The following is a 22,499-nucleotide window of genomic DNA, read 5'->3' as shown; positions in this document are numbered from 1 at the left end:
GGCGGGTTAGAGCCCGTCGTCGTAATTCCAATGCTCCTGCCAGCGCCAATCAATTGGTTCGCTGAGCCGCTGGTAGCGGATATCGGTAGACAGGCGCATGGTGCCGTTGCGGTCGGTGTTATCCAATGCGGCGTGCACAATATGCGCCGAGTGGACCACCACATCGCCCACCTCATAATCCGTCACGAGCCAGCGGGCATCGCGTTCGTCCGCCAGCCCCGGAAGGTCAGCCGTAATGGAGGCAGCGGGCATTTTCAGGGTTCCCTCCCGCTCCTCGGCCATCACCCAGTGGTGGCTGCCCTCCAGGTAGGCCAGGCCTCCCCGCTCGCGTGGGCAATCACCTAGCGGAATCCACATGGAAAGCACACGATCGCTGCCTTCGCGCAGATAGACCAGATCGTAGTGGGCCTGCGTGGCGGTGCCGATCCCGCTTTCGCCGGGCTTGGTGTGGCGAATGATCTTCCGACGGTGCAAATGGACATCATCTTCCAGGAACCAAGCGAACCAGCCGGCAATGCCTTCCGCAGTGCACAGCGCCTGGTACTCCCGCCCGGGAACGATGTGGTCGAAGAGGCCCCGCCGCAACGCAGCACGGTCAACCGCACCCGGCGCTGCAATGCCCTCCCGCGGATCCGTACCCGTCGCGTACACATTGGCTTCGCTGAGGGAAGCAAAGTAGAACTCACGGAAATCCATCAGATGGTCCGGATTAAGCTGCCCCTTCAGGTAAAGGTATCCGTCGCGGCGGAGCCTTGCCCACAATGCGTCACGATCCCGGCGCTCGGAAGGGGGTACAGGCTCAAGCTCCGCGAGGCGGGATACCGATTCATCCAGGACGTAGCCATTCGAGGTCAACATGATGTCCAGCCTGGCAGCGGTGTGCAACGAAGTGAATGGACTCCCGTGTCCTGGGACTTGGACTTTTGTGCGACTTGTTTCCACGTGCTGGTAAGGGCAGCATTGAGGTTCATGGACGATTGGTCAACGTACCGCCATCCGGGCTCTCCCCTCCGTAATCTGGGCTTGGCTTGCCTGGGTGCAGGTGAGCAAAGCGGGACTTTGCCTTCCTTTTCCGGACGGACCCTGAGCAGCCACGCCATGGTGCTGGTATCCGAAGGCTCCGGGCACTTCTCCGTGGACGGCAGGCGGTACACGGTCCAAGCTCCGGCGATCATCTGGCTCTTCCCCGGCGTAAGCCACGGGTATGGTCCAGGACCGGCGGGGTGGAAGGAACACTGGGTGTTGTTCACCGGTCCTACGGCGAGGGCATTGGAGGAACTGGGATGCTTTGCACGCGACCGCCCACTGGTGGAGCTGGATGCTTCTTCGGACGCCGGCCCCGCGGAAGCACTTGGACTTTTCCCAGCCCTTCGGACAACACTCGCGACAGGCGGTCACCGCGGTGATGTGGAGGCTTCCATACTCTGCCAACGGGTGCTCGTCGACGCCGGCAACCACGGAGTCGCGAGCACCGGAGAATCCCAAGGAGAGCTGCTCGGCAGACTCCAGGAGATGGCCCATCTCCCGCTTAGCCTGCCGCAACTGGCTGCTGCATTGAAGGTTTCCGTTTCCGAACTCCGGCATTCGGTCCAGGCAGCCACCGGTGTGGGCCCTAAAGAGCTCATCATCCAACTCCGGATGTCACGCGCCCAATCGCTCCTGGCCGACACAGCCCTGCCCGTGCAGAGGATCGCGTCACTGACCGGTTATGACGATCCCGCCTACTTCAGCCGACTCTTTACCAGGAAGACCGGCTATTCACCGAGCCAGTTCCGGCGCGAGCACCACAGGGAAGCGCCGCACTGACCGAACGGCCTCCCACACATCGAATGTCTGAAAATGTTCGAATCATGGATTTCCCGGCCCCTGGCTGAAACCCTGAATGAAGTGCACAGGACGTATCCGGAACGCCCCTGGCGGCACCAAACCACCCCACGATATATGCCCCACGGGATACTCAATGAGGAGATCTTCCATGTCCACATTCGCCATCAATCGTCGTCAGTTGCTGCAGACCGGGGGCGTCGGCGGACTCGCCGTAGCACTGTCAGCAATGTCCTCCGGCGCTGCCCAGGCCGCACCGAAGAAGCAAACCGCAGGTGTCCCGCAGATCACCGACCTTGGACCCGCCGTCGTTCAGTTTTCCCTGATGAGTTCGCTGCTGGTGGGCGACACCGTCTACATCGGGTCCCGCAACCTCAACCCTGTGCGTATCATCGGGTTCCATCTCCCCACTGGCACCATCACTTCGCGGACAGACCTCGGCTCCGGGTACAGCATCCAGGCCCTGGCTGCAGACTCCACCGGCCGCTACCTGTACGCAGGCGTATTGCGCGACGGAATTGACGGCAAGCCGAACCTCTACCGCTGGGACCTCAGCACACCCAACGTTCCCGCGGTCGGCGTCGGCGAAACCGGCGACCGCGATATCCGGGCCCTGGCCGTGGCCCCCGATGGAAAGGTCTACCTTGCCGGTGGCGGGTTGACCACCAATGCACCTTCCCTGTGGGAATACGATCCCGCCACGAATGCCATGACCAGTTGGGGCATCCCGGACGCCGGAGCCACCATTGCCCAGGCCGTGGCCGCCACCGCCAGCCACGTGTACTTCGGCACGGGCAGCACGCTGGGCGGCGGCAACGGATCAAGTCCCGGCCGCCTGTTCGCTTTCGACCGGACCACCAAAGCCTCCACCAACATCCTCCCGGCAGAAGTAGCCACCGGCGTCTCTGTCACGTCGCTCAGCGTGCTGAACGGGCAGTTGGGAGTGGGGGTCAAGGGCCCCGGCAAGTCCGTGCTGATCAACCTTGCCAACCACGCCCAGTACACCATCATTGCCAAGACCGGCGTGATGTTCAGGCAGTTGGGCAACGACGTCTTCTTCGTCAAGGAACCGGGCGTGTGGTCCTACAACATGGTCACCAAGAAGATCACCCAGATCCTCACCGAAGATGTCGGCGCCATGTGGGGTCTGGACGTCTACGGCAACAAGGCACTGACGGTCTCCTCCTACGACGTCATTGAAGTGGACCCGGTAGCGAAGACAGCCGTCAAGCATGACCTGCAACAGGCCGGGGCGCCGGGCGGACCGCAGCTATGCATGGGCCTGGCTGCCGGTGCGGGCGACGTCTACGTGGGTGGCACCGGGACAATCGCCCGCCACCAACTTGCCACGGAACAGGTGTCCTATCTCCGGGCGACGGGTGAGGCCAAGGACGCTGTGATTGTGGGCGGGATTCTCTACACGGGCCAGTACAACTCCAGGGGGATCTACGCCTACGATCCCGCTACCGGTCAACTTCCGTACCAGGTAGCCGCATTGCCCGCAGGGCAGAACCGCCCGTTGGACGTCTGTTGGGATGCAGTCAACGGATTGGTCATTGCCGGCGCCCAGAACGACACCGGCGGTGGCGGCTGTTTCGCTGCCTACAAGCCCTCAACCACCCAGGTAATCGCCCAGGTCAACCCGATCGATGCCCTCCAAATGGTCCGGGCCGTAGCCACCAAGGACGGCGTGGCCTACCTCGGCGGCGACAACATCTACCCCACGGGCCCCCGGAGCACCGTAGTTGCCTGGGACCCGGTAGCTAACCAGGAGCTGTGGCGCCTGGATCCCGGCCAGACCCAAGGCATCGCTGCAATGGCAATCCACGGCAACTACCTTTTTGGCATGTCCCGGAAGGCGGCCGGCCTGTTCGTTGTGGACCTCACCACCCGCCAAGTGGTCCATACCGGAGACCTGAGCGCGGTATGCACTGATTTCGGAGCCCTGGTGGCCACCGAGGAGAAGGTCTACGGCGTCTCTGACACCACGGTCTTCAGCATCGACCCCACCACGTTCGAGGTCACCGTGGTGGCCCCGGCGATCAACGGCGGCTGGTACAGCGGCCCGCACATCACAGCGGACGAAGACGGCCTGCTCTACACGTTGCAGGGCCCCAACCTGGTCCGGATTGATGACCTGTCCCCCGAGGGGAAGCTCAAGAAAGAAAAGAAAGATAAGAAGCCCAAGAAAGAAAAGTAGGCCCTCCAAGCCCATGTAAGTAGCAGCAGATGCCGTTCTGAGCCCTCACAACGGCAGCTGCTGCTACCCAGTTGGGCTGGCCGTAAACAGTCCCGCCAGCACCGAGCATGCAGCACCCCGGGCGAGGGCTACGGGATCTGCAATCGCTGCATCAAATGACGGAGACGGAGTGTTCGCGTGGCGGTACTGATTCAAGAACGCGCGCTTGGTCTGCTCGGCGAAGGACCCCAGATCGGCCTCGGGCGCGAAACCCACCACGACTTGTTCGGGGCCCATGACCTTGGCCGTGTTCGCCATTCCGATACCCAGGTGCAGGGCGGCGTCGGCAATCAGGCCGGAATCGACGTCGGGGTCCATGCCCCGGTCCTGGCCACTTCGCGCCAACTCCTGCTGCATGCCCCACAGGCTGCCGCGGGTTTCGAAGCAGTCTTCCGCGCCGCAGTGACAGGGCCGGGCCGGCCCCGGCCCGGTGATGGCCCGCGAATGGGCGAAGCCCCCAGCTGCACCGTTGAAGCCGCGCTGGATGCGGCCTTCAATCACGACGGCGGCACCCAGGCTGGTTCCGATGCTGAAGATGAGCATCTCCCGGCCTTTGAAAACGTCATCGAACAGCAGCCCGCGAGCATAGGCATTGACGTAACTGTCAACGATGACCGGTTGCCCGGAAATCTCTTCAAGGAGCATTTGGAACTTGATGTCAGCCCAGCCCATCGCCCCGCTGTGCCGCACCAGGCCACTGGCTTGGTCAACCACGCCGGAAACGGCAACCCCCACCCCAATAAGTCGGGACTCCACGGGGCCGGCCGCCGCACGCACGGCCCGCTCCACGGCCGCTGCTGCTTCGTCAGGCCCGGTGGACGCCAACGGCTCGCTGTGGGTGGCCACCACGTCACCGCGCAAATCGACGACGACGGCGTGGGCTTCCGTAGCGGACAGCCTCACCCCCGCCGCGAAAACACCTTCGCGTCCGAGCTCAAGCAGTCGTGCGGGCCTGCCACCCGTGCTGGGCGCAATCTCGGTCTCAACCAGCAGTCCGGATTGGATGAGCTTGCCGGTAATCCCCGTGACGCTGGCCGCGCTCAAACCGGTTTGAACCGTGATTTTGGCGCGCGATACCGGCGCCTGTGTCCGGACAATGTCCAGCACCAGGGCCTCATTGATCTCGCGGATCAGGGCCTTGCTGCCTGCGCGTGGCTTCATTGCTGGTGGCTCCTGTTGTCGCGTCGCATGGGATCTCCCCCATTCTGGCATCCGCAGTCCGGATGCCTTCACACTCTCCATTGTACTTACTTTAGTCATTGACAAAAGATATTGAAACTGGCAATCTCGGTCCCATGAACAACAACAAAGGCGTTGCATCGACATCCTCGCCACCCACAGCAACCCGGCTGCAGATCCTGCTGAGCATCCCGGATGCGGAACGGGCGGCCTTCATCTCCCCCGAAACCCGCGCTGCCCTGGACGGACTCGGCGAGGTCACCCAAGTCGCCCCCGCCGAACTCCAGTCCCTGGGTGCTTTCTCCGCCGCTGCCGCAGGCAAGGACGCGTTCATCACCGCCTGGGCTTTCCCCCGCCTCGACGCCGAACACCTGGCAGCGGCGCCGAACCTCAAGTGCGTGGTCCACGCCGCCTCATCACTGCACGCCCTGGTCAGCGACGATTTCTGGGCCGCAGGCATCCCCATCTCCCAGGCCGGCGCAGCCATGGCACCGGCCGTTGCGGAACTCTCGCTCACCTTCACGCTGAACCTGCTGCGACGCGTGCACCGGCTCGATCACGGCCTCCGTTCCGGAGCCAACTGGGACGACGCCCGCAACGTCCAACGCGCCCGTGAAATCTCCGGTGCCCGCATTGGAGTCGTTGGAGCCTCACGGACAGGCCGCCGCTACATCGAGGCCTGCCGGGCGCTCGGCGCGAAAGTAGCCGTGTTCGATCCGTACATCCCCACGGGAGATCCCCTCGCGGCCAGCTCCGCCACGTTGGATGACCTCATGGCCCACAGCGATGTGGTCGCTGTCCATGCTCCGGCCACCCCCGAAACCGCAGGACTCATCGGTGCTGCCGAACTCGCGCTACTCCCGGACGGGGCCGCGTTCGTGAACACGGCCCGTTCCACCATCGTGGACATGGAAGCCCTCTATAAGGAGGTGCACTCGGGCCGGATTGATGCCGCATTGGACGTCTTCGACGAAGAACCCCTGCCGGCAGGCGATCCCTGGCGCTCCCTGCCCAACGTGCTCCTCACTCCCCACCTCGGCGGAGCAACCGTCGACTCCCGGCGCAGGGCCGGCGGGATCGTGGTTGATGAACTCCGCCGCTTCATCGGCGGCCAGCCCATGGAACACGCCCTCACCCGCGCCGACCTCGAAAGGATGGGCTGAACGTGCAAAACATTCTCCTGATCCACTGCCACGACCTCGGCCGCTTCCTGGGCACGTACGGGGTGGAAACAGTGTCCACCCCCAACCTGGACGCCTTGGCCGATGAATCAGTACTCTTCGAGCAGGCTTTCGCAACTGCTCCCCACTGCAGCCCTGCCCGGGCCTCGCTCTTCACGGGCACGTATCCGCAGACCAACGGTGTCCTCGGGCTGACGCACGAGCCCTTCAGCTGGGATCTCAAAGAACCGAAGGACCACATCGCCTACAGGCTGAAGTCCGTCGGCTACCAAACCGAGCTGGTGGGCGTGCACCACGAATCGCGTGTTTTGGCGGACGACGTCGTGGCCGGCAGGCTCGGTTTCGACCACGCCCGGACGGGTGGTGCGCGGGACGTCGTCGTGGATCGCGCCACCGACGCCTTGCGTCGCATGTCCGGCAGCGACCGGCCCTTCTACCTGCAGGTCGGCTTCACGGAGCCGCACCGGGTGCCCTCCGAAAGGGACCGTCCGGGGGTGATGGGCTTCCTGGCCGACGGCGTGGAACCGGACGTCTCCCTGGGCCACACTGTTCCAGCCCACTTGGTGGACGACGTCGGCGCCCGCGAGGAGATCGCCGAACTGCAGGGCGCCGTCAAACACATGGACGAAGGCGTCGGGAGCATTCTGGCCGAACTCGATTCGCTCGGCCTCCGCGACCAGACGCTGGTGCTGTTCACCACCGACCACGGGCTCGCGCTGCCCCGCGCCAAATGCACCCTGTACGACGCCGGACTGGGAGTTGCGCTGATGCTCCGCCATCCGGGCAACCCGGCGTGGTCCGGGCGACGAGTGGGGGACATCGTCAGTCACGTGGATGTCCTGCCCACCTTGATGGACCTGGCAGGACTGCCAACTCCTGACGGCCTCGCCGGAACCACCCTGCGGCCGGCCGTGGAAGCGGGAGATGCTCCGCGAAGCCACTGTTTCAGCCAATTGAGCCACCACACGTATTACGACCCCAAACGATCAGTGCGGACATCCACGCACAAGCTGATCGTCAACTTCTCCAACGCGCCCCGCGCCATGGATCCCACCCAATCCTGGATTCACCGCAGCCTGCCCGCAGACCTTGGCGGGCCAACCATCGGTACCAGTCCGGCGCTGGAACTCTACGACCTGACGATGGATCCAGAGGAACTGGACAACATCGCCGGCCATCCGGAGCAATCGGAGATCCTCAGGGATCTCTCCGCAATCCTCTTCGACTGGATGCGCGAATGCGGCGATCCCCTGCTCACCGCACCCGTAGCAGCCAGCCGCCACGAGCTCGCGCTCAGCGCAATCCACGAAGCCACCCTCACCCGAAAGTAGCCACCATGTTCACACGCAAGATGCACCGCGCCGCTTTGGCAACTGCCGCCGTCGTCACCGCCGCTTTGACACTCACCGCCTGCGGTTCCACCGGCTCGCCAACGTCCGACGGCGGCCAGGCCACCGGCAAGGTGACGCTCTGGATGTACCCGGTCATCAAGGACGAGACCGCCAGCAAGAAGTTCTGGCAGGACACCGAGGCCAGCTTCGAAAAGGCGAACCCTGGGATTGACCTGAGTATCGAACTCCAGACGTTCGACAAGCGGGACGCCCAGATCTCGGCGGCGCTGGCCGCGGGCTCGGGACCCGACGTCGTGCTCATTACGCCCGACCAGGCAGCCACCTACCGCAACGTGCGCGGACTGCTGCCGGTGGACAAGGCCGTTGAGCAGGACAAGGACAGCTTCTATCCCGGCACACTGGAAGCGGCGACGTTCGACAAGGAGGTGTTCGGCGTTCCGCTGTTCCAGAACATCAACACCACCGCCTACAACACCAAGATCTTCGCGGACGCCGGGATTCCACTGCCCAAGACCTGGGACGATCTCCGCAGTGCTGCGCCGGTCCTTGCGGAGAAGGGCATCGCGGTGATGGACTACGCCGGCAGCCCCGAACAGACGCTCAACCTGTCCTTCTATCCGCTGCTGTGGCAGGCCGGCGGAACCGTGTTCACCGATGATGCCAAGGACATCGCTTTCGACTCGGAGGCCGGCGTTTCGGCGCTGCAGTTGCTGATGGACCTCAAGAAGCTCGGCGGGCTGCCCGCGGATGCCGCCACCGACGGCCCCAAAGTTGAAGGGGCGCCGATCGCCACCGGCAAGGCAGCAATGCGGGCCACCACCTCGCTGCCGGAGCTGAAGCAGATGCGCGCCGCCCTCGGCGCCGACAACGTTGCCTTGGGTGCTCCGTTGCAGGGCAAGGTCCAGGCGACGTACGGCAACCCCGGGTTGCTGGCGCTGACGTCCATCAACAAGAAGGAAAACCGCGAAGCCGCTTACAAGGTGATGAGCTACCTGAGCTCCGCTGAGTCCCAGAAGGCCCTCAACGCCGCCGCAGGCAACCTGCCCACACGCAGCGACGCCGCAGCCCTTGGCACGGACCCCGATTCCATCGCCATGGCAGAGGCTTTGAAGTCCGCCAACCCCGGCGAACCGTCCCCCGTTGCGCGCCAAGTCATGGGCGCCCTCGCGCCGAACATCCAGGCGGCCCTGCGCGGCGATGTCAGCGCAAAGGAAGCCCTTGACCGTGCTGCCAAAGAAGCCCGCGGCATCCTGCAGCGCTCGGCATCCTGAGTCCAGCCCAACCACCGATTGGTCACCCCATGTCTGTAAACACCCGCACCAGAAGCACACTGGCCGGCCGACATCCAGAGCTGACGGCTCCACCGCTCAAGCCTTTTGGGGCCAGGAAAGCCCGTAGCCGCGAGGCACTGGCCGGCATCCTCTTCGTCCTGCCCACCCTGGTCATTTTCGGTCTCTTCAAATTCCTCCCCATCTTCGGGGCCGGAGCCATGAGCATGACCGAATACAGCCTCAACGGCGACTTCGAATTCCTGGGCGCAGACAACTACACCCGATTGGCTGCTGATCCCAACTTCTGGCAAAGCCTCAAGGTGACGTTCCTGTACGTGGCGATCTTCGTCCCGTTCATCATCGCCGTGTCACTGGCCGGAGCTGTCCTCCTGGACAAACTGGTCAGGTTCACCGGGACTTTCCGGGCGTTGCTGTTCATTCCGTACCTCAGCTCGTTCGTCATGGCCGGCATCATCTGGACGTGGATCTTCTCCACGGATGGCCCACTGAATGCGGCCTTGGGCGGCCTGGGCATGGGCCCCGTCCCCTTCACCTCCGGACCCCAGCTGCTGGTCCTGCTGTCCCTGGCCGTGGTGTCCGTGTGGAAAGGCTTCGGATACTCCATGCTGATCTTCCTGGCCGGGCTGAAGGCACAGCCGGCCGAAGTCCACGAGGCTGCCCGCATCGACGGGGCAGGCGCCTGGAAATCGTTCTGGTACGTCACACTGCCGCTGCTGAAGCCCGTGGTGTTCTTCGTCCTGGTCATCGAGACCATCGTCGGATTCCAGGTCTTCGACACCATCTATGTCATGACCGGAGGCGGACCCGCCCGGGCCAGCCACAGCCTCATCTACTTCCTGTTCGATGAAGGCTTCAAGTTCTTCGACTTCGGCTATGCCTCGGCCATTGGCGTGGTGCTGTTCGTCATTGTGCTCATCCTCTCGCTCATCCAGCAGCGCTTCTTCGAAGGTAAGGACTCCAAGTGACTGCCACCGTCTCCACTCCAACTGTTGGCCGGATCCCCGGCCCCCGTCGCAGCACCGAGAAGCGCCGGCAGCGCACGCTGACCTGGGTGCTGGCAGTGATCTCACTGTTCACAGTGGCGCCCCTGATTGCCGTCGCCGTGCTGGCCCTCTCCCCCGAGGACGCACCCACGCTGCCCTACGCGTTGCCGTCGTCGCTGACGCTGGACAACATCGTGCGCATCTTCAACGTGGGCGAATTCCCGCTCTGGCTGTGGAACTCGTTCCTGTACTCGGCGGTGTCCGTGGTGGTTGTCCTGCTGACCGCATCCATGGCCGCCTACGCCTTGGCCCGCAAGAGGTTCCCCGGCCGTAATGCGCTGCTGTGGGCCATCATCGCCACCATGATGGTGCCCGTCCAGGCCACGCTGATTCCTACGTTCATCCTCATCTCCAAGATGGGCGGGGTGAACACCCTCTGGGGCCTGATCCTGCCCACGCTGGCCAACGCCCAGGCGATCTTCCTCATCCGGCAGTTCGTGCGGGACATGCCGGAGGAACTGTTCGACGCCGCCCGCATCGACGGCGCCGGCGAATGGCGGACCTTCTGGCAGATCGTGCTTCCGCTGATCCGTCCCGTCCTGGCAACCCTGGCCATCTTCGTCTTCCTCTGGCATTGGAACGACCTCCTCTGGCCGTTGGTGGTGGGCCAGTCGGACGCCGCACGGACACTCACTGTGGGCTTGGCAACGTTGAACACCGAGACCGCGTCCACGTCCAACGTCATGGCCGCAACGCTGGTCAGTTTCATCCCTTGCCTGGTGATCTTCGCCCTCCTGCAGAAGCACATCGTCGCCAGCATCACGCACAGCGGGGTGAAGGGATGACGCTTATTGCGCCCCTCCGTTTCGGTCTCATCGGCGTCGACTCCCCGCACGCGCCGTCGTTTACGCGGCTCTTCGGGAACGGCTTCGACGGCGTGGTCCCCGGCGGCGTGGTGACGCACGCGTGGAAGGGGGAACCGGCGTCGGACTTTCCGTTGAGCCGCGACCGCATCGATGACTTCGCCGAAGAAGTGAGCGGGCTGGGTGTCGTCATGTGCGATTCGCCCGAGGCCGTGGCCGAGGCCTGCGACGCGTTGCTCATCGTGTCTTCCGATGCGCGGACGCACCCGCGCTACTTTCAGCGCGTGGTGCGGTTCGGCAAGCCGATCTATGTGGACACGCGTTTCGCCCCCACCCTGGCTGAGGCCCGGACCATGCTCGCCCAGGCGGAAGCCTCCGGCGCTTTGGTCCTGGCGGGGTCCCCCAAGAGGTTCACGCCGGAATTCCAAGCGGCCCTGACGGGAGGGCCGTGTCAGTCCGTTTCCCTGGACGGGCCCCTGCCTACCCAGCCCGGCCACCCAGGACTGGCCTGGTATGGCGTGCATTTGGTAGACCTCGCAGTGGCAGCGCTCGGTGCCGGCCCGGAGGCACTAACGGTCGACGCCGGGAGGCCCGGTTCCGACGGAGACGCCACCACGGTGACGGTGAGGTGGGGTGACGGACGCGTGGTCGCCATGAAGGGCGAGGCGGACTGGAGTCCGTTCACTACCGGGCGCATCGAATCCGATGGCGGCTGCGCGGAGTTCTCGATCGAAGCCGGCCCTCCCATGCTGGTTGGCCTCTTGGAGGGGATCGTGAAATCCATCCGGAGCGGGACACCGAACGTACCCCTGCGGGAGATCCTCAGCATCGTCGCAATCGTCGAAGCCGCCAACCGAAGCCTCGAAGCCGGACTCCCCGTCCCCCTCTCACCCAACTAAGTAGCAGCAGATGCCCGATTGAGCCCTCGTTGGAACATCTGCTGCGACCTGCTTGGGTGCCAACCCCGAAAGATCTCTGATGACACTGAGCTCCACTCCCGTTTTGCCTGCCCCGCGTACATCCGGCCCCTCCGCCACGCGAACGGTGAGGATCGGCGTCGACATCGGCGGCACCAAGATTGAGGCCGTCGCCGTGGACCAGGACTGCACCGTCCTGCACACGGTCCGGCGTCCCACCGGGTTCGGAAACGGTGCCCTGCTCAGCTCGCTCTTCGGCGTCCTCAAGGAGCTGCGCAGCGCGGAAACCCTGGCGGAGTGCACCGTGTCCGGGCTGGGCATTGGAATCCCAGGAACAGTGGATACGGAGACCGGGCATGTGGCCAATGCCGTCAATGTTGGTGTTGCCGGTTTGGACCTCGGCAGCGTGGTAGAGGCTGAGCAGGGGCTGCCGGTCGCGGTGGAAAACGACGTCAATGCCGCCGCCATCGGAGCCCACTATTTGCTGGCCGACGGCGATGCCTCCGGTTCCAGCGCCTACCTGAACCTCGGCACCGGATTGGCGGCGGGCTACGTCAGCAACGGCGTTGTGGTCCGGGGCACGTCCGGAGCGGCGGGCGAAATCGGCCACCTCCCCCTCGGGATGCAGGGCGAGGAATGCCCCTGCGGCCAAAAGGGCTGCCTGGAGCTCATCGCTTCGGGGTCGGGCATTGCACGTCAGTGGAAAGGCCCTGGCCAGTGGCCTGCCGTCTCACTGTTTGAGGCAGTGCTCGACGGCGACCCGGTCGCCAAAGTTGTTCAGCAGCGGTTCTTCGAAGGTGCTGCCACAGCCATCCGAATCCTCGGACTGACTTACGACCCCGCTTCCATCTACATTGGCGGCGGCCTGAACGCCCTCGGACAGCCACTTCTCACCGGTATCCAACGGGAGCTTGCCCGGTTCGGCGCTCCCTCCCCATTCCTTTCCGGCTTGGCCCTTGGCGATCGCGTCCAGTTGGTCCCGCCGGGGCTTTCCATCGGCTCTGTCGGCGCGGCGATCACCGCCGACTAGCAACGTCCCCCAGCAGTTATTCAAAGGAAGACCCATGGCAGAAATCATCATTGTCCGCGACCACACCGAGGCCGGAAGTGTCGCCGCGTCGATCTTCGCACAGCAGATCATCGCCAACCCCGCCACCGTGCTGGGGCTGGCCACAGGTTCAACACCGCTGTCCACGTACGCGGCATTGGCGAGGACCGTCCGCCGCGACCGGATCGATGTTTCCGGCGTACGCGGCTTCGCGCTGGACGAGTATCTGGGCGTCCCTCCGCAGCACCCTGAGAGCTACCGCTCGGTGATCACCCGCGAGGTGGTTGAGCCTTTGGGATTGAACCCGAATCAGGTGTTCACGCCGCGGGGCACTGGCAGCGGCGTCACCCAGGCCGGAGCGGAGTACGAAGCAATGATCGCGGACGCCGGCGGGGTGGACATCCAGATCCTGGGCATCGGTTCCAACGGCCATGTGGGATTCAACGAGCCCGGGTCCTCCCTGGCATCGTCCACCCGGATCAAGGCACTGGCCGCCCAAACGCGCAAGGACAACGCCAGGTTCTTCAGTTCTCCGGACGAGGTCCCGACCCACTGCATCACCCAGGGCCTGGGAACCATACTCCGGGCACGGCGCCTGGTCCTCCTCGCCTTCGGAGCAAACAAGGCGCAGGCCGTTGCTGCTGCGTTGGAGGGGCCAGTCTCATCAGCTGTGCCGGGCTCGGTCATTCAGCAGCATCCGCGGGCCACGGTGATCATCGACGAGGACGCCGCCGCCGGGTTGGCACACGCCGAGTACTACCGGCACGCCTGGCGATCGGCGCAGGACCTGGGTGCAGGAGTTCTTTAGAGCGGGCACTATCTGGTCCTTGCCGCGTGCGGGGACGGTCCCAGCGCGCGCCTTTGTCCGAACCGGCCCTCTGTAGTTCCACCACAACAGAAGCGTTCGACGGCGGGTTCCCACCCGCCGTCGAACGCTTCTGTTGTTGCCGCGCAGGTCGTCCCCTAACAGGGGTAAGTCAAAAAGATCCCCCGGTACGCCTTCCCCTTATTGATGTCAGTGCTCGGAGTTGACGCGGCAGTCTCGGTGATTCCTCAGTTTCCTTGGCCGGCACGGAGATGGGCGTCCAGCAACCCTGCCGCAACTGCCGGAGCGAGGCCGGGTGCCAGCGGAAGTCGCGGAACCACAAGGCAGTGCCAAAGGTGATAGATGTCGGCCTTTCCGGACCAGACGGTGGAGGCGACGTTGCCGTGCTCGTCCAACTCCTGCTTCCAGGAACCATGCTCGTAGTCAATGAACCAGTCGCGGGCGTGGTCCCAGATCCGCTCGTACCAGTCCGCGTATTTCTGGTCCCCTGTGGCCATGTACAGCGCGGCCGCACCCCCGATTGCTTCGACCGGCACCCAGCGAATGCGGGAGGTGACAATTGGCTTCCCGTCCCAATCCACCGAGTACACGAATCCGGGATGGCCGTCCGGCTCCCATGCGTCGCGGATGGCGGCGTCGAACAGGCCTTTTGCGTCTTCCATGAGCCACGCAGGAACGTCCATACCGCGGGCCTCAAGGCCGGCGCGGAGGTGCAAGAGCAGCCGGGCCCACTCGACCCAGTGGCCAGGCGTTCCACCATAGGCACGGAACTGGCTGGCCCGGTCATCGGTGTTGTACTCCGGAAGCGGGGTCCAGTCCGGGTCGAAGTGCTCGAAGACCCGGTAGTTGTTGTTGCGCGCAAACTGGTGGATGAGCACCTCAGCGATGTGGAGTGCGCGCTCGAGCCAGCGATTCTCGCCCGTCACATCAGCGACGATGAGGTACGCCTCCACCGAGTGCATGCTGGCATTCCCGCCCCGGTAGGCTTCGGTTTCCGAAAAATCCCGATTCCATGAGTCGAAGCACATATTGGCTTCGTGGTCCCAGAATTTCGAGTCAGCTATATGCAGTGCCTCGTCCAGCAATTCTTGGGCACCGGGCCGGCGGGCCGCGACGGCACTCGCCGCGGCCAGAAGCACGAAGGAATGCTGGTAACCGGACTTCGTGTCGTTCACGGGCCCGTTTTCGTCGACCTCCGCGTACCAGCCGCCGAATTCGTTATCGCGGAAGGCTCCGTTGAGCGCCGCAATGCCATGGTCCACCATGGACGCGGCACCGGGGCGCCCCATCAACGCAGCAACTGCAAAACTATGGACCATTCGGGCGGTGATCCAGAGATGGGTCGGTTTGTCGGCAAGGACCTTGCCGTAGTTGTCGAGCCAGCCGAAGCCTGTGGGGACCTTGGAACCGGCAGCGAAGTTAATGAGCCGGTCTGTCTCTACTTCGAGCCAACGTGCGTGAGCGGCGCTGTTCAGCCACGTCATATGGATCTCCTCAAAAATTTGCGGCCGCCGAAGGGAAGCCTGTTCTCATCTTATTGCCTGATGATTGAATTCCACCAGATAAAGTTTGTTTTCGGACATTGATAACGCAGAGTCCTAGCCTCAAAGGCCGACTGCCAGGAGTCGGATATACGATTCGACGCGGCGTTGACTACTCCCGCGGGCGGGCGGCTATTCCGCTACGATCAGCCTGACGCTGCATGCCGCCAACGCCTCTGCCACTTCCCGGGGCGGCGGCGCGTCGGTGACAAGAATGTCCACCGCCTCAAAAGAAGCCAGGCGAGCGAGCGCATACCGAAGCATTTTCTGGTGGGTGGCAACCACTACAACTTGCTCCGCAGATCCCATCAGGGCCAACTTTGTGGCCCGTTCCACGTCCCGTTCAATGTAGAAACCCTCATCGTGGATCCCACTCACACCAATAAAGGCTGTCTTCGCGCGAAGCCCTTGGACTGCGTTGACCGTCATGGGTCCGTTGAACGCCTGGCTGTCCAACAACAGCTCACCACCCAGGCAAATGGTGCGTGCGGATGTCAGCTGCAGGCACCGTTGTATGGCGGGAGCAGAGTGGGTGATGATCGTGCCCATGAAGGCAGCCGGCAGCTCCTGTGCGATCTGGTAGGTAGTGGTGCCAGCGTCCAGGATGATCGCATCACGTTCGGCGATGAGGTCCACGCATGCTTTTGCCACCCTCTGCTTCGCGTCAGCGTCCTCCCGGACGCGCGCAGCGAAGTCAGCATTTTGGCCGTGACCTTCGACAGCGCTGACCCCACCGTGGACCACCTTGACCAGCCCCAGCTTGGACAAGGCACGCGTGTCACGGCGGACCGTCATGTCCGACACGTCGAATGTGCCGGCAAGGTCCGCGGTGGAAAGGAACCCCCGCCTGCCAAGCTCGTCCAGAATGGTCTGCTGCCGCGGTGTCAGCGGCGCCTCTTCTCGTGCGATGCTCATGGCTTCCCCTCGTTTGACGCCCCCCGGACCGATCATCGGTGTGGGAAAGTGTTGTAATTCCAACACAATCTTACTTACTTCTGCGCACCTACATGGGTAGCGAGGAGTTCAATGGGGCGGCCTTCCACGATGGAGCGCTCCGCTGCGAGGCCCATCCGCACGGATTGAAGGCCGTCAGCGACAGTCACTTCCACGGGTCCTTCGCCCAGAATGGCCTTCCGGTAGCCGAGGTGCTCGTAGTAAGTCGAACCGTGGTGGGCCCCGGCAGCCAAGACCGCTTCGTCCACGGGAACTTCATGCTTTTCAGGGCCAAGCGGCGAACGCGGGCTGAATTCGACGGTGGCTTCGGTTTCGTCCCCCTCAATCCAATGGTTGGCGGCGACAGGAATCAGGGTTTCAATCTTGGCAGCGTCACCCACGACGGAGATTCTTTCCTGGAATTGGGACCCCTCGGCGAACATGGACAACTCCAGCATGGCGCGGCGCCCGCCCTTGAAGTCCACGATCACATAGGCATTGTCGACCATGTCCGATACCCGGCCGTCGTAGACCTCGTCCATATGGTTGACGTCGTGTCCTCCACTGGCGTAGACGCGGGTGGGTTCGTCCTGCAGGATCAGGCGCATCAGATCGAAGAAGTGACAGCACTTTTCCACCAGGGTCCCGCCTGTGCGCTCGGCGAACCTGTTCCAGGCGTCCACTTTGTGCAGGAACGGGAAGCGGTGCTCAACGATTGAGAGCATGTGGATGGTGCCGAGCTTGCCGCCATGAGCTGCCTGGATGATTTCCTGCACTGGCGGCATGTAGCGGTATTCCATTGCGACCCAGACGGGGGCCGGGTAACCAGCTGCAAGTATCTCAAGCTCATCTGCCTGCTCCGCGCTGGTGCACACCGGCTTTTCCACCAGGACGGGGAGGTTGGTTCCATTGGCAAAGATGTCCTTGAGGATTCCCAGATGTGTGTCGTTGGGGCTTGCGATCACCAAGGCGTCCACAAGCCCTGATGCCAGCAGTTCCTGATGCGTGGAGTAGGTCTGCACCCCGTAGCCAATTTCACGCGAGGTCTCCTCAAGGGAGGAAGGTGTGGGATCGGAAACCGCGGTGATGCGGCTTCCGGGTATCAGTGCGAGGTTCCGGACATGTTCGCGGGCCATGTGGCCGGCGCCGATCAGGCCGTAGCGAATGGTTTGAACCATCTCTCCAGAAGGCAATGACATGAATTGCTCCGTTTCTCTGCGTTGAGTAAGGGATCGACGTTGCATCCCGAACATCACTATACCGAATGTGTTGTTTTTCACACATAGCGTGTGTATATTTTTTCACTACCAGTCCAACTACAACGAGGTGGAACGTGCCCCAACCGAAATCCGGAACCCTGCTTTTTGTCGGGTGTGCCACTCTGGACTCCATTGCCCTCGTGCAGGATTATCCTGCCGCCGACAGCCGCACGGTCGCCGCCGATTTCGTTACGGCAGGTGGTGGGCCGGCCGCCACGGCAGCCGTGGCAGCGGCCCGGGCCGGTGCCAGGACTGCTTTCGCGGGCGTCCTCGGCACGGACGAAGAAGGCGACCGGATCATCACGGGACTCGACGCCGAGGGCGTGGACACTTCCGCTGTCATCCGTGACCCTGAGGTCGCCACGGGCGCGAGCGTCATTATCGTCAGCAAGGCCAGCGAGAGCCGGGCCATCGTCACCCGGCCAGTGCCGCCAGTCCGTTTTCCGGCCGGCAGCCGCTTTCATGAACTGCTGCGCACTGCAGCATGGGTCCATGTGGATCACTTGGGCTGGAATGCGGTAGCAGATCTGCCCGGATTACGGATCAGCGTGGATGCCGGAAACCCCATTCCCTCCTTCAGCCCTCAGGGTGTCGAGCTGTATGTCCCCACCATCGAACGCCTGCGGGCCGAGTACGGCGACGACCTTGCCCCGGAGGTCCTCCTGCAGAGGGCCATAGATGGGGGCGCCTCGGCCGTGGTCGCCACGGCGGGGTCGCATGGAGCCTGGGGCCTTGAACGGGATGGCATTCCGTTCCACGTCCCGTCGACCCCCGCCGACATCGTCTCCACACTGGGCGCCGGCGACGTCTATCACGGCGCCATCCTGGCAGCCGTGGCAGCAGGGCTTCCCCTTGTGGAGGCTGCGTCATTCGCAGGCCGCACCGCCTCCGCATCCTGCGCAGGTTTGGATGGCCGTTCCATGATTCCACGCCAGACCGTCACCTCAGTTCTTACCGCCAATCCCACTCTCTAGCTGAAAGAAGCAGCCAATGAGCACCATCAACCTTTCTTCACTCCAGCGCCCGTCGGGTGCCTTCGCCATGCTCGCCGTTGACCAGCGCGAAGCCATGCGGAACATGTTTGCCGAGCACACCGACCAACCCGTAACTGACGAGGACCTCCGCGACTTCAAGCTCGCAGCTGCCCGCATTCTCACTCCCTATGCCTCCGGCGTTCTCATTGACCGCCAGTTCGCGCTGGATCAGGCCATTGAGGCCAACGTCGTTGACCCAAGCTGCGGGCTCATCGCCTCAGCCGACCATTTCGAGTCTGCCCATGGCGAGCTTGTGGGCGAAGTGACCATCGACAAACTTGTTGAACCGAAGAAATATGCCGCCCTGGGCGCGAAGGCCCTCAAGCTGCTGGTTCTCTACCGACCGGATGAGCCCGCCGAAGGGCGGGTGGCGATGGTCCGCGAATTCGTGGAAAGCTGCAAGTCCGCCGGGCTGATCAGCATCATCGAACCTGTTTCCCGCAAACCCCTGGCAGGAGGCGACTTCGACTGGAACGCCGGCATTCTGGCTGCGGCCAAGGAACTCGGCAGCCTGGGAGCTGACCTCTATAAAGCGGAGGTCCCGTTCAAGGGCCAGGCTTCTGAAGCCGAAGTCCGTGCAGCTTGCGCCGAACTCACCAAGGCCATCGACGGTCCCTGGGTAGTCCTCTCCTCGGGAGTACCGGAGGAGATTTTCCCGGACGCCGTCCGATGGGCTTGCCTGGAAGGTGCCAGCGGGTTCCTGTCCGGTCGCGCCGTGTGGGCGTCCTGCATCGGCTCGTCCGACGTCGTCGAATCCTTGTCCACGGACGCAGTCCGTCGTCTGCAGCGACTCTGCGCTGTGGTCGACGAGGTGGTCTCGGCCCAGCGAACCACCGCCTGATCCTTCAGGGCACCATGTGTGCCCGATTCCCCAACAACTAGGCACAGCAACACTCAACGAGGAGATTATTGTGAGTCAGATTTCACGCAGGCAGGCCATGGCCGTTCTCGGAGCTCTGGGTCTCGGCGCGACCGCCGCAGCATGCGCCGGCCCCGGCGGCTCCACTGCCCCAGGTGGCGCCACAGGTCCTTCCGCGCCTGCCACCGGTGCCATCACAGGTAGGGTGTCCTTCGCCCACTGGCGTGGCGAGGACAAGGCAGTCTTCGACGAACTCATCAAACGTTTCGCTGCAAAGAACGCCGGCGTGGAGGTGGCCCAGGATATCTCCACGTCCAACGACTACAACGCCCAGGGTTTGCAAAAGGTGCGTGGCGCGGCCATCGGTGACGCGTTTGCCACCTTCCGCGGTGCCCAGTTCAACAATTTCAGTGAAGCCGGTATCTACACCGAGCTGAAGAACAGCAAAGCTGTTGGCAATTACCAGAAGGGCCTTCTGACGGCCGGACAGTCGGGCGACAGCCAATTGGGCCTGCCGTATCAGGTGGTCTTCCCCATGCCGATGGCCAACATGGACCTGTTCGACAAAGCCGGCGCCGAACTGGCGCCAAAAGACTGGGACGCCTTCCTGGGCATGTGCGAAAAGTTGGCTGCATCCGGCGTCGTCCCCATCTCCTGGCCCGGCGGCGACGTTGGAAATGGTGGCCAGCTCTTCAACTGCATGATTGCCAACAACGCCCCGGTGGATGACATGTGTGCCCAAATCGAACAGGGCAAGCTCAAGTGCACGGATGACTGGTTCATCAGGATGTTGAACCAGTACAAGGATCTGGTCCCCTACCTCCAGCCCAATGCCACAGGTACTGCTGTGGAGCCTGCACAGAATCTCTTCTCCCAAGGCAAGGCCGCGATGCTGGCCACGGGCTCGTACCACATCGCAGCTGTCCGCAACCTGGGTGCGACGTTCCCCATCGAGCTGGTCTTCCCCAACACGTCCACGGACGGCAACGCCAAGTATGAGGGCGCCTACAATGCCACGTTCATCCTGGGCGTCAACTCCGCCAGCAAGAACCAGGCGGCCGCCGCAGCATGGATTGACTTCCTGTCCGAACCTGCCAACGCTGGCTACTACGCCAACCAGACGGCCCAGCATGTGTCCGTCAAGGACGTCGAATACACCAACGCGGACCTCAAGCGTTTGAGCCCGTGGCTGGACAAGAAGACGGCCTTGGCCGCCCGGTTCCAGTTCCAGAACCTGGACGTCCGCAACGCCGTTGAAGCCAGCGCAACGGCTGTCATTTCAGGCACCAGCCCTGAACAAGCAGCCGAGGCAGCCCAGAAGATTGTCGACGAACGGCTGTGAGTACCCATACCGGAACGGCTCCCAAGCGAAAGGCGCCGGACAGCACTATGGAAGCCGCATCGAAGAAGCGCCGGTCCCCAACCCGCGTGAATCCTGCCCTCTACCTCTTCCCGCTGCCAGCGGTGGCCATCATCGCCGTGTTCCTGGTGATGCCCACGCTGCAGGCGTTCCAGTACGCCATCACGGACTGGAATGGATTCTCGGCAGCCTTCAATTACGTGGGTGTGGACAATTTCGTCCGGGCCTTCACCAAGGATTCACTGTTCACCAACGCCCTGACCAACAACCTGAAGTTCGTTTTGCTGGTGGTCATTGCACAAACGCTGTTCTCCTTACTGCTCGCGCTGCTGCTGACAAAGAATTCCCGGGGGAACGTGGTGCTTCGCGCTTTGTTCTTCTTCCCCACCATCCTGTCCTCAGTATCGGTGGCCTTCATCTGGAAGTTCATCTACGATCCCAACTTCGGTCTCGCCAACTCGGCACTGGGCGCCATCGGCTTGGAGGGGCTTCAAGGTTCCTACCTGGGCAACAATTCCCAGGCACTGTACTGGGTAGCCGTCACGCAAGTCTGGTTCCATGCGGGCCAGATGATGGTGGTCTACATCGCAGGTCTTCAGGCCATTCCCCGCGAACTGTACGAAGCGGCCGAGATGGACGGAGCCAACAAATGGCAGCAGTTCAAGTCCATCACCTGGCCGTTCGTAGCCCCGGCCACGTCCATCGTCGTCGCTTACACCACGGTGCAATCGTTCAAGGCCTTCGACCTGATCCTGGGTATCGCGGGCAACCCACCCAAAGGGTCCCTGGACATTCTCTCCACCCGCATTTACAGCACTTTTGCCAACTCGGAGTTCGGATATGCCGCCGCTCAGTCGATCATCTTCATGGGGATGATCGCCTTGGTTACCTGGCTGCAGCGCCGGTTGCTCCGTCTGACCCCGAAGGGGGAATGACAGCATGCTTGCATCAATCAGCCGCCGCGGAATCCTTGCCATCTATGCGGTCATCATTATCGTCCCCATCACCGTTGTGCTGTTCGGCAGCTTCAAGTCCACACAGGAACTTTTCGAGGGTCCCTTCAGCCTGCCCCAGTCCCTGGCGCCCGATAATTTCGCGGAAGTCATTGGCGGCCAGGACCTGGGCTCGTCCTTCCTGAACAGCGTCATCGTCACCGGCATCTCCGTTCCCATCACACTCTTCATTGCCAGCCTCGCTGGTTATGCGGTCGCCCGGCTGAGGGGCTTCGCATCCTGGGCCATCTTCGGATTCCTGGTTCTGGGAATGGCCATCCCCGCCCAAGCCAACATGGTGCCGTTGTATGTCCTGTTCGGCCGCATGGGCCTTCTGGACAACCTCACCGGCCTCATCGTGGCCAACATCGTCTCCACACTGCCCATCGCCGTCTTCATCCTCGGCGGTTTCATGCGCACACTGCCCAAAGAACTCTACGAAGCATGCTCCATAGATGGCACCGGACCTTGGCGGACCTACGTATCCATCGCACTCCCGCTCTCGGCGCCCTCGATAGCCGCTGCTGCCATCTTCCTGTTCGTCATCCATTGGAATGAACTGCTGTACCCCCTCTTGTTCATCCAGTCCCCCGGTAACCGCACCCTGCCGCTGGCCCTGCTGAGCTTTCAGGGAGAATTCCAAACCAACTACCCGTTGCTGTTCGCCGGAGTCATCCTTGCCTCCCTGCCTGTGGTGGTGGCCTACGTCTTCCTTCAGCGCTACTTCGTCGCGGGCATCACCGCAGGCGCCAGCAAGGGATGAGGCACCGTTCCGCGCGCCGGACAGCGCACCCCTCCCAGCCAACGAAAGGCAACA

The 22,499-nt window shown here is 63.1% G+C and carries 20 protein-coding genes; 15 read left to right on the top strand and 5 right to left on the bottom strand.

Translation table 11 applies throughout. The features are described from left to right. Window positions 1-6 precede the first annotated feature (6 nt). Window positions 7-858 carry a phytanoyl-CoA dioxygenase family protein gene (locus tag ACSSVG_RS13620; RefSeq protein ID WP_231338394.1) on the bottom strand — a complete coding sequence of 284 codons (852 nt, stop codon included), beginning with the start codon at window positions 856-858 and terminating at the stop codon, window positions 7-9. 111 nt (window positions 859-969) lie between these two features. Here ACSSVG_RS13620 and ACSSVG_RS13615 point away from each other — a divergent pair, with 111 nt between their 5' ends. Next, entirely contained in the window at window positions 970-1,806 is an 837-nt protein-coding gene (locus ACSSVG_RS13615) for a helix-turn-helix transcriptional regulator (protein ID WP_492415204.1), read from the top strand. 169 nt (window positions 1,807-1,975) lie between these two features. After that, window positions 1,976-4,024: an NHL repeat-containing protein gene (locus tag ACSSVG_RS13610; RefSeq protein WP_492415203.1), complete on the top strand. Its 2,049-nt coding sequence runs from the start codon at window positions 1,976-1,978 to the stop codon at window positions 4,022-4,024. Between the two features lie 63 nt (window positions 4,025-4,087). Here the strand turns inward: ACSSVG_RS13610 and ACSSVG_RS13605 are convergent, their stop codons facing one another. Further along, complete coding sequence (locus ACSSVG_RS13605; RefSeq protein ID WP_492415202.1) at window positions 4,088-5,224, bottom strand: ROK family protein; 1,137 nt, start codon at window positions 5,222-5,224, stop codon at window positions 4,088-4,090. A 134-nt stretch (window positions 5,225-5,358) separates the two neighbouring features. On the opposite strand from ACSSVG_RS13605, the gene ACSSVG_RS13600 reads away from it, so the two are divergent. From ACSSVG_RS13600 to ACSSVG_RS13565, 8 genes are all read left to right on the top strand, one after another. Further along, window positions 5,359-6,405: a hydroxyacid dehydrogenase gene (locus tag ACSSVG_RS13600; RefSeq protein ID WP_492415201.1), complete on the top strand. Its 1,047-nt coding sequence runs from the start codon at window positions 5,359-5,361 to the stop codon at window positions 6,403-6,405. A gap of 2 nt (window positions 6,406-6,407) precedes the next feature. Next, entirely contained in the window at window positions 6,408-7,754 is a 1,347-nt protein-coding gene (locus ACSSVG_RS13595) for a sulfatase family protein (protein ID WP_492415200.1), read from the top strand. A gap of 5 nt (window positions 7,755-7,759) precedes the next feature. Then, window positions 7,760-9,046 (top strand): extracellular solute-binding protein, encoded by a 1,287-nt coding sequence (locus tag ACSSVG_RS13590; protein WP_231338400.1) that lies wholly within the window; start codon window positions 7,760-7,762, stop codon window positions 9,044-9,046. Window positions 9,047-9,075: 29 nt separating this feature from the next. Then, on the top strand, window positions 9,076-10,032 hold the full coding sequence (locus ACSSVG_RS13585; protein WP_231338401.1) for a carbohydrate ABC transporter permease: 957 nt from the start codon (window positions 9,076-9,078) through the stop codon (window positions 10,030-10,032). After that, window positions 10,029-10,895 carry a carbohydrate ABC transporter permease gene (locus ACSSVG_RS13580; RefSeq protein WP_492415199.1) on the top strand — a complete coding sequence of 289 codons (867 nt, stop codon included), beginning with the start codon at window positions 10,029-10,031 and terminating at the stop codon, window positions 10,893-10,895. The genes ACSSVG_RS13585 and ACSSVG_RS13580 overlap by 4 nt, the downstream gene beginning before the upstream one ends. Beyond that, complete coding sequence (locus ACSSVG_RS13575) at window positions 10,892-11,812, top strand: Gfo/Idh/MocA family protein (RefSeq protein ID WP_492415198.1); 921 nt, start codon at window positions 10,892-10,894, stop codon at window positions 11,810-11,812. The genes ACSSVG_RS13580 and ACSSVG_RS13575 overlap by 4 nt, the downstream gene beginning before the upstream one ends. A gap of 79 nt (window positions 11,813-11,891) precedes the next feature. Further along, window positions 11,892-12,860, top strand: a complete 969-nt coding sequence (locus tag ACSSVG_RS13570) for an ROK family protein (RefSeq protein ID WP_492415197.1) — start codon at window positions 11,892-11,894, stop codon at window positions 12,858-12,860. Window positions 12,861-12,894: 34 nt separating this feature from the next. Continuing rightward, window positions 12,895-13,686 (top strand): glucosamine-6-phosphate deaminase, encoded by a 792-nt coding sequence (locus tag ACSSVG_RS13565; protein ID WP_492415196.1) that lies wholly within the window; start codon window positions 12,895-12,897, stop codon window positions 13,684-13,686. 245 nt (window positions 13,687-13,931) lie between these two features. Here ACSSVG_RS13565 and ACSSVG_RS13560 read toward each other — a convergent pair whose 3' ends face one another. From ACSSVG_RS13560 to ACSSVG_RS13550, 3 genes are all read right to left on the bottom strand, one after another. Next, window positions 13,932-15,188 carry an AGE family epimerase/isomerase gene (locus ACSSVG_RS13560; RefSeq protein ID WP_231338406.1) on the bottom strand — a complete coding sequence of 419 codons (1,257 nt, stop codon included), beginning with the start codon at window positions 15,186-15,188 and terminating at the stop codon, window positions 13,932-13,934. Between the two features lie 189 nt (window positions 15,189-15,377). After that, window positions 15,378-16,160 carry a DeoR/GlpR family DNA-binding transcription regulator gene (locus tag ACSSVG_RS13555; RefSeq protein ID WP_231338407.1) on the bottom strand — a complete coding sequence of 261 codons (783 nt, stop codon included), beginning with the start codon at window positions 16,158-16,160 and terminating at the stop codon, window positions 15,378-15,380. Window positions 16,161-16,234: 74 nt separating this feature from the next. Continuing rightward, entirely contained in the window at window positions 16,235-17,377 is a 1,143-nt protein-coding gene (locus ACSSVG_RS13550) for a Gfo/Idh/MocA family protein (protein ID WP_492415195.1), read from the bottom strand. Window positions 17,378-17,511: 134 nt separating this feature from the next. On the opposite strand from ACSSVG_RS13550, the gene ACSSVG_RS13545 reads away from it, so the two are divergent. The 5 genes from ACSSVG_RS13545 to ACSSVG_RS13525 all read left to right on the top strand — a co-directional run bounded on the left by ACSSVG_RS13545 (window position 17,512) and on the right by ACSSVG_RS13525 (window position 22,445). Next, window positions 17,512-18,411 carry a carbohydrate kinase family protein gene (locus ACSSVG_RS13545; RefSeq protein ID WP_492415194.1) on the top strand — a complete coding sequence of 300 codons (900 nt, stop codon included), beginning with the start codon at window positions 17,512-17,514 and terminating at the stop codon, window positions 18,409-18,411. Window positions 18,412-18,427: 16 nt separating this feature from the next. Next, on the top strand, window positions 18,428-19,312 hold the full coding sequence (locus ACSSVG_RS13540; RefSeq protein ID WP_492415193.1) for an aldolase: 885 nt from the start codon (window positions 18,428-18,430) through the stop codon (window positions 19,310-19,312). 70 nt (window positions 19,313-19,382) lie between these two features. Then, a complete protein-coding gene (locus ACSSVG_RS13535; RefSeq protein ID WP_492415192.1) occupies window positions 19,383-20,672 on the top strand; it encodes an ABC transporter substrate-binding protein in 1,290 nt (429 codons plus the stop codon). Next, window positions 20,669-21,625, top strand: a complete 957-nt coding sequence (locus tag ACSSVG_RS13530; RefSeq protein WP_492415191.1) for a carbohydrate ABC transporter permease — start codon at window positions 20,669-20,671, stop codon at window positions 21,623-21,625. Before ACSSVG_RS13535 ends, ACSSVG_RS13530 begins: the two co-directional genes overlap by 4 nt. Before the next feature lie 4 nt (window positions 21,626-21,629). After that, a complete protein-coding gene (locus tag ACSSVG_RS13525; RefSeq protein WP_159706046.1) occupies window positions 21,630-22,445 on the top strand; it encodes a carbohydrate ABC transporter permease in 816 nt (271 codons plus the stop codon). The last annotated feature ends 54 nt before the right edge of the window (window positions 22,446-22,499 follow it).

It is taken from the genome of Paenarthrobacter sp. E2MeOHC11, assembly GCF_058744955.1.
The sequence above is the reverse complement of the archived record's forward strand: the minus strand, read 5'-3'. Positions and strand labels throughout refer to the sequence as shown.